The 11,529-nt window shown below is 67.7% G+C and carries 9 protein-coding genes; 6 read left to right on the forward strand and 3 right to left on the reverse strand.

Annotated elements, in window-relative coordinates; all coding sequences use genetic code 11:
• The first annotated feature begins 44 nt into the window (after positions 1 to 44).
• From LC068_RS05380 to LC068_RS05390, 3 genes are read left to right on the forward strand one after another with little or no spacing between them, the layout of a single operon-like run.
• A complete protein-coding gene (locus LC068_RS05380; RefSeq protein WP_226635147.1) occupies positions 45 to 416 on the forward strand; it encodes a PadR family transcriptional regulator in 372 nt (123 codons plus the stop codon).
• Positions 416 to 985 (forward strand): DUF1700 domain-containing protein, encoded by a 570-nt coding sequence (locus LC068_RS05385; RefSeq protein WP_226635149.1) that lies wholly within the window; start codon positions 416 to 418, stop codon positions 983 to 985. Before LC068_RS05380 ends, LC068_RS05385 begins: the two co-directional genes overlap by 1 nt.
• A 22-nt stretch (positions 986 to 1,007) precedes the next feature.
• Complete coding sequence (locus tag LC068_RS05390) at positions 1,008 to 1,790, forward strand: GIN domain-containing protein (RefSeq protein WP_226635151.1); 783 nt, start codon at positions 1,008 to 1,010, stop codon at positions 1,788 to 1,790.
• Between the two features lie 69 nt (positions 1,791 to 1,859).
• Here LC068_RS05390 and LC068_RS05395 read toward each other — a convergent pair whose 3' ends face one another.
• Entirely contained in the window at positions 1,860 to 2,123 is a 264-nt protein-coding gene (locus LC068_RS05395) for a hypothetical protein (RefSeq protein WP_226635153.1), read from the reverse strand.
• A gap of 171 nt (positions 2,124 to 2,294) precedes the next feature.
• On the opposite strand from LC068_RS05395, the gene tldD reads away from it, so the two are divergent.
• Positions 2,295 to 3,734 carry a metalloprotease TldD gene (gene tldD, locus LC068_RS05400; RefSeq protein ID WP_226635155.1) on the forward strand — a complete coding sequence of 480 codons (1,440 nt, stop codon included), beginning with the start codon at positions 2,295 to 2,297 and terminating at the stop codon, positions 3,732 to 3,734.
• Here tldD and LC068_RS05405 read toward each other — a convergent pair.
• On the reverse strand, positions 3,731 to 4,687 hold the full coding sequence (locus tag LC068_RS05405) for a TraB/GumN family protein (RefSeq protein ID WP_226635157.1): 957 nt from the start codon (positions 4,685 to 4,687) through the stop codon (positions 3,731 to 3,733). The genes tldD and LC068_RS05405 overlap by 4 nt on opposite strands.
• Positions 4,688 to 4,826: 139 nt before the next feature.
• Between LC068_RS05405 and LC068_RS05410 the strand changes: the two genes are divergently transcribed.
• On the forward strand, positions 4,827 to 6,890 hold the full coding sequence (locus LC068_RS05410; RefSeq protein WP_226635159.1) for a TonB-dependent receptor plug domain-containing protein: 2,064 nt from the start codon (positions 4,827 to 4,829) through the stop codon (positions 6,888 to 6,890).
• An 84-nt stretch (positions 6,891 to 6,974) separates the two neighbouring features.
• The gene (locus LC068_RS05415) at positions 6,975 to 9,038 is read left to right on the forward strand and encodes a TonB-dependent receptor plug domain-containing protein (RefSeq protein WP_226635162.1); all 2,064 of its coding nucleotides are present in this window, start codon (positions 6,975 to 6,977) and stop codon (positions 9,036 to 9,038) included.
• Between the two features lie 61 nt (positions 9,039 to 9,099).
• Here LC068_RS05415 and LC068_RS05420 read toward each other — a convergent pair whose 3' ends face one another.
• Positions 9,100 to 11,037 carry a peptide MFS transporter gene (locus LC068_RS05420; protein WP_226635164.1) on the reverse strand — a complete coding sequence of 646 codons (1,938 nt, stop codon included), beginning with the start codon at positions 11,035 to 11,037 and terminating at the stop codon, positions 9,100 to 9,102.
• Positions 11,038 to 11,529 lie beyond the last annotated feature (492 nt).

Genomic DNA, 11,529 nt, shown 5'->3' on the forward strand with positions numbered 1-11,529 from the left:
ACCAATAGCTTGCGATAGCCAATGGGTCATCAAAGGAGGCCCATTTGCCCGAGCCGATTGAAATCCAGCTGAAGAAGGGAGTGCTGGGACTGTGCGTCCTGGCGCTGCTCGCGCGGGAAGACAGCTATGCCTATGAGATCGCCAGCCGCCTGTCGGACGCGATCGACATGGGGGAAGGCACCATCTACCCGCTGATGCGCCGCATGCAGAGCGACGGGTGGGTCGAGACCTATCTGGTCGAATCGCCCGCCGGCCCGTCCCGCAAATACTATCGCCTGACCGAGGCGGGGCATCAGGCCCTGCAGGGTCAGGGCCGCGAGTGGCGCCGGTTCGCCGACGCGGTCGACAGCCTGGTCGCCGGCGACGCGACCACCGCACCCGAAACACCCGACACCCAAAAGGGGGGAGACGCCTGATGACCCGCGCCGAATTCATGTCCCGGCTCAAGACCGGTCTGGTCGGCATGCCGACCAGCGCCGCCGCGGACATTCTCAATGACTACGAATCGCATTTCGAGGACGGACTGGCCGAGGGGCGCAGCGAAGCCGAGGTGGCCGAGGCGCTCGGCAACCCGGACCGGCTGGCGCGCGAACTGAAGGCCGAGGCGGGTATTCGCCGCTGGCATCAGGAGCAGAACCCCTCCTCCGCCACGGCCGCGATCCTCGCCGTGCTGGGGCTGGGCGCGCTCGACATCCTGTTCCTGCTGCCGCTTCTGATGAGCGTGATCGGCGTGATCCTTGGCGGCTACGCGGCGGCACTCGGCTTCTTTGCCGCAGGCCTGGGGATCATGGTGGCAGGCCCCTTTGCGTCCCCGCCGGGTGGTGCCTTCGCGGCCATTCTCGCCGGCCTGGGCTTCATGGCCGCCTCGGTGACGATCGCCGCCATCCTGACCGTCTTCTCGATCTGGCTGGTCAACGGCGTCGTCTGGTTCGCCCGTCTCCACTATCGCCTGCTCAAGCCCGCGCTTGAGCCCCAGGCTTCCTGAACCCCTGTCCCGGAGAATCATCATGATCCGCAACTTTCTGATCATCGCCGTGGCAGCCCTGGTCCTGTCCGTCGTCTGTCTGGCCGGGGCGTTCGCCCTCGGCGGGCGTGAACTGGCCGCCAATGGTTGGACGTGGACGATCGTCGATGACGACGGCGACCGTGTCCGCTTCGAGCGGGTTTCCGGCTCCGATGCCCCCGACGCGGGGCCCGAGGTCACCCGTACGCTCAACTGGGATGGCGGCGATGCCCTGACGCTCGCCTTCAGCGGCAACGTCCGCTACGTCCAGGGCGACAAGGCCGAGGTCACGATCACCGGTCCGGAGTCCGTCGTCGAGCGGGTGCGTATCGAGGGCGGTCGTATCGACCTGACGGACGGCGACGAGGATGTCTACATCAGCTGGCGCGGCGGCCGCATTCGGGGATGGGATGCCCTCGACCGGCTTCAGGTGACCGTCACGGCGCCGTCGGTGACGCGGTTCACCCTGGAGGGGTCCGGGGACCTCGATATCCGCGACTACGACCAGCCGCGCATCGACCTGGATCTCTCCGGCTCGGGCGAGATCACCGCGCAGGGCCGCACTGACGCGGTCGAGCTCGACATCAACGGCTCCGGCGATGTGGAACTGGATCGACTGGATACGCGGGATGCCAATGTGAGCATCTCGGGCTCGGGCGATGCCACGGTGGCGCCGACCGGCCGCGCGACCATCGCTATCTCGGGCTCGGGCGACGTCACCCTGACCCGCCGCCCGGAGAGCGTGGACAGCCGCATCTCGGGGTCGGGCGACGTGCATCAGCCCTGACCCTCAGACGACCGGCGACTCAGGCGGCGCGAACCGGGACATCGGTTCCGCCGCCTGAACGTCTTCCGCCTACTGGACGGGCGCAGTCTCCGGCGCAGGGGCTTGACCATCCGTCGTCAGCGAGCCCGGCTGGGGCTGGCTGGCTTCGGCGGCAGCGCGATTGGCGGTCGCCTCCAGCTGCGCGTCGCTCACGGCGGATTCCGGCATCTCGGTGGTGACCTCCGCCTCGGCGACCGAGGTGTCGGCTTCGGCCGTACGCTCATTGTCGCCGCAGGCCGAAAGGGCGAGGGCAGCGGCAGCCATGGTCGCGGACGTCAGCAGGATCTTTTTCATGGTGTATCTCCTCCGCAGCCGCAGGGCGGGACATCCGCATGCGGCCGGTGTCGCCACTTCAACCGCTGCGCCTGACCAAGGTTCCGCCACATTTCGATAACGGCGCGCAGGCCTCGGCGCCTGTCACGCGAGACCCGTGACTTCGCCGCCTCCACCTCCTATTTCGGAGATATGACCCAGTCCCCCTCCCCCGCCTCGACGCCCTCCCTGCTGGAGGCCGCCGATCTGTCACCCGAGTCGGCGCGCGCCATTCTGGCCGAGGCCATGACCGGGGCCGATGACGGGGAGCTGTTCCTCGAGAAGGCCGAGAGCGAATCGCTGGTGTTCGATGACGGCCGGCTGAAGGCGGCCGCTTATGACGCCCATGAGGGCTTCGGCCTCCGGGTCGTGTCCGACGAGACCGCCGGCTATGCCCATTCCAGCGTGGTCGACGCTGCGTCGATCCGGCGCTCGGCAGAGACGGCCGCCCTCGCGACGGGCGGGCGGAACGGCACGCCCGCCGAGCCTCCGCGCGCGACCAACCAGCAGCTCTATGCCCCCGTCGACCCCCTCGCCTCCCCGGCCTTCTCCGACAAGATCGCCCTGCTGTCCGAGATCGACGCCTGGGCGCGGGCGCGCGATCCCCGCGTGGTTCAGGTCTCGGTCTCGCTGGCCGGCGAGCATCGCGACATCGAGATCCTGCGCGCCGACGGGCGCGGCGTTCGAGACATCCGCCCGCTGGTCCGGCTGAATGTGTCGGTGACCGTCGAACAGAACGGTCGGCGCGAGAGTGCCTCGGCGGGCGCCGGGGGCCGCGCGGGCTTCGAAGCCTGGATCGCACCTGACCGCTGGCAGGCCCAGGTCGACGAGGCCCTGCGTCAGGCGCTGGTCAATCTCGAGGCCGTCGATTGCCCGGCCGGCGAGATGGATGTGGTGTTGGGCGCGGGTTGGCCCGGCGTGCTGCTGCACGAGGCGGTCGGCCACGGCTTCGAGGGCGACTTTCACCGCAAGGGCAGCTCGGTCTTCTCCGGCATGATGGGCAAGCGGGTGGCCGCCCCCGGCGTGACCGTCGTCGACGATGGCTCGATCGCGGGTCGGCGGGGATCGCTGACCGTCGATGACGAGGGCACGCCGACCTCGCGCTCCGTGCTGATCGAGGACGGCATCATGGTCGGCCTGATGCACGACCGGCTGAGCGCGCGGAAGCTCGGCGCCCGGGCCACGGGCAATGCCCGCCGCCAGTCCTTTGCCCACCCGCCGATGCCGCGCATGACCAACACCTTCATGGAGGGCGACAAGGACAGCCGGGCCGACATGATCGCCTCGACCAAGCGTGGGCTGTACGCCGCCAACTTCGGCGGGGGCCAGGTCGATATCACGAACGGCAAATTCGTCTTCCAGTGCACCGAGGCCTATCTGATCGAGGACGGCAAGATCACGGCACCCGTCCGGGGCGCGACCCTGATCGGGGACGGCGCCACGGCCCTGACCAACATCACCATGATCGGCGACGACTTCGCGTTCGACCCCGGCGTGGGGGTGTGCGGCAAGGGCGGACAGGGCGTGCCGGTCGGCATCGGCCAGCCCAGCCTGAAGATCGGCGGCCTGACGGTCGGCGGGACGGCGCTCTAGTCGCCCCGCTGATCGTCCCGCCAGTCGGGGCCGACAATGTCGAAGCCCCGGCGTTCCAGATCGTCCAGCACGCCGCCCGTCTCGGCCAGCACGCGCAACGGCGCGACCGCCAGCGTCACGCCGGGCTCACGGAGCGCCCCCTCGACGGCGCTGATCCACTGGCCGCGCAGAAGGGTCCCTAGGGCGGGGTCGCCCCACGGCCAGCATTGCGACAGGGCCCCCTCGATCGGCGACTCCATGACGGCCGGCACATCAAAGCGCGTCCAGGCCAGGCCGCGCGCCTGGACCGCGTCCGGACCGGCCTCCACAGCGGCGATCGAGGCTTCCATGCACGGCACCCAGGTTTCCGGCGGACGCGTCAGCAGATCGTCGATCAGGGCATCGCCGCGCACACTGCCGATGGAGGTGACCGGCACCCGGGCCCGGCGCGCGGCCCGACGGACGACCTCGCCGACTTCCTGATTGCCGCGATCCCGCAGCCCCAGCTTATCGGACAGCAGCTCGCTGGAAACGATCAGGAAGCTGTCCTGCGACCAGTCCTCGCCATAGCGCAGTTCCAGCGCATCCAGCCGCCCCTGCCATTCGGCCGACAGATAGTCGGCGCTGGTCCGCCCCTCCGGCATGCGGGTCAGGGTGCGCGACCGCCAGATGAGGCGGAAGATGTCGGCCGGTGAGACATTCGCTTTCTGGGGAAAGTAGACCCTCTGTGCACGGCGCGTGGCCTGCTCGAGGGCATCCGGGCGCCACTCGACGCCGGCGGGCACGGCTTGGATGGCCCCGACCAGCAGGACGGTCGAATCGCCCCGTGTGATCTCCCACATGGGCGCGCCGGACCGCCGGGCCATGACCACGATCTCGTCGACGGAGGTTTCGGCCTCCTGGGCCTGCACCGGAGCACCGCTTCCCAGCGCCACCAGGGTCGCTGCCAGCAGGCCCGCAACGCCGCGCGCCACGCCCCTGCCCCACACATTACCGCCAAGTAATATCATGTATATCTCGTCATGAAGATCATTTAACCTACCTATCGAACTTGTAACTGGTTCGCGTCAACTTGAAAGACCACACCTCTCGTCATCGACGAGGGGAATATTCATGACGCGTAACAAACTTCTGATCACGACCGCCGCTGCCGCCATCACCCTGGCGCTACCCCCCCAGGCCCTGGCCCAGGAGGCACGCGGCGACGGCACGGCCAGCCCCGGCGCGAGCGCCAACAACAGGGATCAGGGCATCCTGGTCTTCACACCCGACTTCTTCGCCGACCAGAACCCGAACACGGCCCTCGACATGGTTCAGCGGGTGCCCGGCTTCTCGGTCAGCAACGGCGACGGCGGTCGCGGCTTTGAGGGGGCCGTCGGCAACATCCTGATCAACGGTGCGCGACCGGCGTCCAAGAACGACAGCGGATCGTCGGTTCTGTCACGCACCCTCGTCTCGCAGGTCGAACGTATCGAGCTGATCCGCGGCGGCGCGCCCGGCATCGACATGCAGGGCTATTCGGTGGTCGTGAATGTGATCCTGAAGAGCGAAAGCAGCCGCCAGACGGTCGTCACCGGCAATGCCACCCTGTTCGACGGGGGCACGGACATCTTCGGGGGCTCATACCAGTTCACCGCCCGCGACGGGGAACGATCCTGGGGCTTCACCCTGTCGGACGGCATGGGCATGAGCGACTCCAACGGCGCAGGACCCTCGATCCGGCGCGCGGCAGACGGCACGATCCTGCGGGAGGAGGCCTTCGAGAACGACGGCTACGGCGGGGGCCAGGGACTGCGCGGCAACTATGCGGCCCCGGCCTTTGGCGGCAAGATCGACCTGACGGCCCGCTACGGCACCAACGACTGGCACAGCTATGACCAGTTCACCGGGACCGGCACCTTCCGCCAGAGCCGCTATGACGAGGACGGCACTTCGGGCGAGTTCGGCGTCGTCTACACCCGAACGCTGGGCGATCGACTGTCGATGGAGACGCGCTTCATCCACGAGTTCTCTGACTTTGACTCGGTCTCGACCTACAACGCCGATCTGGGCGGAGGTCCCGAGCCGGAGCAGCTGTTCGAATCGGTCGGCGAGGCCTCCGAGACGATCGCCCGCGGACTGCTGCGCTTCGAGCGCTCCGAGGCCCTGACCTTCGAGGGCGGTGGCGAGGTCGCCTACAATCGTCTGGACACCGAACAGGCCTTCTCGATCGGCGGGACCCCTGTGGTGCTGCCCTCGGCCACGGTGCTCGTCGAGGAGACCCGGGCCGAGGTGTTCGGCAAGAGCAGCTGGCGCATCTCGCCCACCCTGTCGCTGGAAAGCGGCCTGCGTCTGGAGCATTCGACCATCAGCCAGTCGGGCGATACCGACACCGAAAAGTCCTTCTTCTTCGCCAAGCCCCGCGTGCAGGTCAGCTGGACGCCGATGGCCAACACCCAGGTCCGGGCCCGTTTCGAGCGCGAGGTCGGCCAGCTGTCCTTCGGCGACTTTGCCGCCAGTGCCCAGCTGGACGACCAGAATGTGCTGGGCGGCAATGCCGACCTGGAACCCGAGGACCGCTGGATCAGCGAGCTGACCTTCGAGCGCCGCTTCTGGGGTGACGGCATCGTCAGCATCGGCCTGCGCCATGACGAAATCGGCAACGTGATCGACCTGATCCCCCTGCAGGGCGGCCTGTCCGCCGTCGGCAACATCGGCGACGGAACGCTGGACCAGCTGTCGCTGAACATCACAGTGCCCACCGACAAGCTGGGCATTTCCGGCGGCCAGTTCGGCTTCCGCAACGACTGGAACAAGACCGAGGTCACCGACCCCACGACCGGCGAGGCGCGCGCCATCTCCGGTGTGCGGGCCCGGCAGCCCGTGGTGTCCTTCAGCCAGGACATCACCAGCTGGAAGGTCAACTGGAGCGTCGCCTGGATCCCGGTGCTGGGCCAGACCACCTATGACCCCGATCAGACGGTCGGCTGGAAGGGCGGCGACTATTTCGAACTGGCGGCCGAGTACAAGCCGACGCCCAGCCTGTCGGTCCGCGCCCAGCTGAACCTGTGGGACAATTTTGACGTCGAACGGACGGTCTATTCCGATCGCACCTCGCCCCGGCCCATCGCCTTCATCGAGCGGCGCGAGATCGATCCGCGGACCTTTGTCTCGCTGCGCGTCCGCAAGACGTTCTGATCCCCGAACGCGGCCACCTTTCCCGCTTGTAACTGGCGATTGACGGTTCAGGCGGTATGGGTGGCCGCAAAATCGGGAGGCGACATGACTTCGAGCACCTGGCTCACCGGCGCGGCAACGGGCGCCCTGCTGCTGGCACTGGCCAGTCCGGCCCTGGCGCAGGACGCGGGCATGGCCGGCGTGGCCGAGGCGCGGTCGGATGCCACCCGCCCGGGGGTGCTGATCTACGACCCCGTGTTCTTCGCCGATATCCAGCCGCGCACCGCGCTGGACATGGTCGAGCGCCTGCCCGCCTTCGGCATCAGCAATGGCAGTTCGAACACGCGCGGACTGGCCGGCACCTCGGGCAATGTGCTGATCAACGGACGGCATCCGTCGAACAAGAGCGAGGGCGTCGACACCCTGCTGGAGCGGATCCCCGCCGAGAGCGTCGACTATATCGAGGTCATCACCGGCGGCGCCCCCGGCATCGACATGCAGGGCCGGGCGGTCGTCGCCAATGTGGTGCTGAAGGCCACGGTGACGGTCGAGCGGGCCATTGGTCTGGACACCTACATCTATGACGACGGCTATCTGGGTCCGATCCTGAGCGCGCAGTACTCCCGGCGGGCCGGCGACAATCTGATCGAGGGCGCGATCAGCGCCACGACCGACCGGACATCCGGCACCAGCCAGGGACGGCGCCAGCGGTTCAGCCCCTCCGGCGTACTGATCCAGGATGCCGAGGTCGACTCCTGGGACCGGTACCGCAACATCCGGGCCTCGGGCGCGATCCAGAGGCCCCAGGCGGGCGGCCTGTTGCGCGTCAACGCCCTGGTGTCGCTGTACGACAGCGACCGGGAGCAGGACGTCTTCATCCTGTCGGGCGCGGGCGACGACGACGTCAGCCAGGAGTCGAACGAGAGCGTCTCGGGCGAGCTGGGCGCGCGCTGGACGCGGGCGCTGGGCGACGTCTCCGAGCTGGAGCTGACAGCGCTGCAGCGGCTGGAGCAGTCCGAATACCAGTCGGGCTTCATCCGCACGGGCCGCACCGGGGTGTTCAGTGGCGACACGACCGAGGGCGAGAGCATCGGCCGGGTCGTGGTCCGCCACCGCCGCAACGACCGCTGGTCGTGGGAAGGCGGCGGCGAGGTGGCCTACAACTTCCTCGATACCGACAGTGCCTATGAGGAGAACGGCGTGCCGGTGGCCCTGCCGGGGGCCTCGGTGCTGGTCGAGGAACTGCGCGGCGAGGTGTTCGGCCAGACGACCTGGCGGCCCGATCCCCGGCTGACGGTCGAGGGGGGCCTGCGGGTCGAGGCGTCGGAGATCCGGCAGTCGGGCGATACCGATACGTCCAAGACGCTGGTCTATCCCAAGCCGAGGGTTCTGGTGACCTGGACGCCGGCCCCCAACCACCAGTTCCGCTTCCGCATCGAGCGGGAAGTCGGCCAGCTGGACTTTGACGACTTTGCCGCCTCGGCCGAGGTGGACCTGGGCCAGGTGGAGGCAGGCAACGCTGATCTGGAGCCGGAAAAGACGACCTACTACGAGGCGATCTACGAGCGGCGCTTCTGGGAGGAGGGCTCGGTCACGGCGCGGCTGACCCATGCGGTGGTCGAGGACTACATCGACATCATCCCGCTGGTCGGGGGGTTCGAGGCGCTGGGCAATATCGGCACCGGCACCCAGACCGAGTTCGAGGTCCGCACGACCCTGCCGCTGGACCGGCTGGGTGTGCCCGGAGGCCGGCTGATCGCGCGGGTGGCCCACCGCGAGACCGGGATCGAGGATCCGCTGACCGGCGAGACCCACCGCTTTTCCGGCGATGACGGCTTTGGCTGCGGGGTGACCTTCACCCAGGACCTGGACGGCGGGCGCTGGTCGTGGGGCGGCAACCACGGCTGCGACATGGACGCCGGCACCAGCTATCGCATCCGCGAGGTGCGCTTCACCGACAACGAGCCCCAGTTCAACCTGTTCGTCCAGTGGAAGCCGACCCCCGACCTGACGCTGCGGGTCGATGCGGCCAATCTGACCGACATGGAGCAGTGGCGGCAGCGCGACATCTATTCCGGGCCGCGCAACACGGCGCCGCTGTCGTATCGCGAGACCTACAGCCAGACGCGCGGGTCGTGGCTGTTCCTGCAGATCCGCAAGACCCTGTAAGCCCGCAAAAAAAGGGGCGGAGCCGACCGGCCCCGCCCCCTCTTTTCATCAATGCCGGTCGTCAGACCTGTTCGGGCTTGCCGACGTTGGCATCCTGCTGGCCACGATCGGTCAGATCGGGACCGGGGTGGTTGCTGTCGATATTGGCCCCGTGCGACCAGCCCTTGATCACGAAGCTGATCACGATGAAGGCCACGCCGATGCCGACACCCCACCAGCCCAGCTTGGAGAAGCCGTCCAGCGAGGTGGCGAGCGCGCCCGCGGGGTCCAGAACCTGGCCGCCGACGGTCTCGGTGCCCATCAGCCCGGCGATCTGGCCGCCGACGAACTGGGCAATCGAGCTGGCCAGGAACCACACCGCCATCATGAAGCTGACCACGGAGGCCAGCGACAGCTTGGTGATCTCGGACAGGCCGACCGGGGACAGGAACAGCTCACCCGTGGTGTGCAGCATGTAGAGCAGCGCCAGGATGATCAGCGGCATCTGGAAGGCGCTGCTGACCATGCCGGAACCGGCGGCCCACACGACGACCAGGAAGCCGAGGCCCACCTGGACGAGACCCAGACCGAACTTCATGGTCGGGTTGGGGTCGAGGTTCTTGCTGGCCAGGAAGGCCCACATCGCCGCGAAGATCGGGGCGAAGATCAAGATGAAGCCGGCGTTGAACGACTGGACCTGGGCAGCCGTGATGGTGGCATCGATCCAGAAGCCCGTGGGCGTGATGCCCGCGGCGGCCAGCTGGTCCGGCGTACCGATGGTGATGCCGAGGAACTGCATGGCGACCGGGGTGATGGTCAGGTCGACGTTCCGGTCAGCGAACAGGTTCAGCGAGGTGCCGGCCTGTTCGAACAGGGTGAAGAACACCACCGCGCCGAAGATCAGCACGAGCGCCAGCATCATGCGCTGACGCTGGACCCAGGTTTTGCAGACAAAGGCAATGATCCAGATGATCGCCACCAGCGACAGCAGGGTCGAGATGCTGAGCACCGTACCGACCAGGGCGTTCCGCTGGACCATGAACCACACGATGGCGACGCCGAGGAAGCCGCAGATGTAGATCAGCCACTCGCGGTTGATCGGTCCCAGAACCGGGCGCTTGATGAGGGCCGGATTCGGCGGCTCACCATTGCCCTGCAGCAGGGGCTTGCCCAGCACGAAGACGATCAGGCCGGCCAGCATGCCGACCCCGGCGAGGCCGAAGCCCGCCCACCAGCCGACGGTCTGTCCGAGCAGGCCGCAGAGGACCGCGGCCCAGAAGGCACCGAGGTTGATGCCGTAGTAGTAGAGGGTGAAGCCGGAATCCCGCCGGGGATCGCCCTGCGGATATAGCTGGCCCACGATGGTCGAGATGTTCGGCTTGAGGAAGCCGACGCCCATGATGATCAGCGACAGGGCGAGGAAGAAGACGTTCTTCCCGATCGGATCCTGGTCGGCCTTCATCTCATAGCTGCCGGGCTCAAGCACAGCCGGCAGGCTGGAGCCGGCCGGAAGCTCGGCGAGGGCCAGCCCTCCGCCTTCGGCCGGACCGAAGGCATAGCGCTGTCCGTCGACCATGATGCCGACCTCGCGGGTGGCGCCACGGCCTTCACCGACGACCTGATATTCGGCGCCGGCATAGGTGAGGGTTTCGGTCGCGGCGCGGCCTTCGTAGCCCATCAGGCCGTGACCGGCGACCAGCAGGATGGCACCGAAGACGATGGCCTTGCGGGTGCCGATGTAGCGGTCCGCCAGAATGCCGCCGACCAGCGGCAGCAGATAGACCAGCGAGGTGTAGGAGCCGTAGGTGGCGCCCGCCGTCGCATCGTCGAACAGGAAATGCTGGGTCAGGTAGAAGATCAGGATGCCGCGCATCCCGTAGTAGGAGAAACGCTCCCACATCTCGGCGAAGAACAGGATGATCAGACCCTTGGGGTGATGCCGCAGGATCTGGGTCATCACCGGCACGGCCGTCAGCAGGGTAATGACCAGCCCCGCCATGATTACGATGTTGAGACTCATGCCTTGTCTCCCCGTGTGCGTCGGGCCTGAAGCCCGGCCGAAACGCCAAGGGCGTTCCCTCCATCCGTTCTACTCAACGGCTTACTCCCAATCTTCCGCGCCCCACCTGACGCGCCTGGTCGCAGTTCGACCACGATACGGAAAACCGGACAAGGCCTAAGGTTACTGAACGATGACAAGGCAGGGGGCGGCGGGGTAGATGATGATGGTGCGCCCCCCCATTCTGACGGCGGCGCTGCCCCCTCCACCACCTTCGGCGGTCCCCCTCCCCCGATGGGGGAGGAGACGCGCGCAAGTGCCTCTCGCCCGGTGGGCAGAGGGTATGGAGAGGCGGGCGGCGCATGGGCCGGGGGCCCGGAACCGTATGCGCCCTGCTTTCGCGTTACGGGCGCTGTGTGAATTTTCGGCCCCAAGCCTGGCGCCGCCCCGGTCGGTTCACGCGAGCGGTCTGAAGCTCCGGTCTCTTCCGCCGGGACCGGGGGCGCCGACGAA

The sequence above is a fragment of the Brevundimonas poindexterae genome (assembly GCF_020524625.1).
GTDB lineage: Bacteria > Pseudomonadota > Alphaproteobacteria > Caulobacterales > Caulobacteraceae > Brevundimonas > Brevundimonas poindexterae_A.

Bases quoted from the DNA above. Each gene is read 5' to 3' on its own strand.
- LC068_RS05385 (WP_226635149.1), top strand. From the start codon at position 416: ATGACCCGCGCCGAATTCATGTCCCGGCTCAAGACCGGTCTGGTCGGC.
- LC068_RS05390 (WP_226635151.1), top strand. From the start codon at position 1,008: ATGATCCGCAACTTTCTGATCATCGCCGTGGCAGCCCTGGTCCTGTCC.
- LC068_RS05395 (WP_226635153.1), bottom strand. From the start codon at position 2,123: ATGAAAAAGATCCTGCTGACGTCCGCGACCATGGCTGCCGCTGCCCTC.
- tldD (WP_226635155.1), top strand. From the start codon at position 2,295: ATGACCCAGTCCCCCTCCCCCGCCTCGACGCCCTCCCTGCTGGAGGCC.
- LC068_RS05410 (WP_226635159.1), top strand. From the start codon at position 4,827: ATGACGCGTAACAAACTTCTGATCACGACCGCCGCTGCCGCCATCACC.
- LC068_RS05415 (WP_226635162.1), top strand. From the start codon at position 6,975: ATGACTTCGAGCACCTGGCTCACCGGCGCGGCAACGGGCGCCCTGCTG.
- LC068_RS05420 (WP_226635164.1), bottom strand. From the start codon at position 11,037: ATGAGTCTCAACATCGTAATCATGGCGGGGCTGGTCATTACCCTGCTG.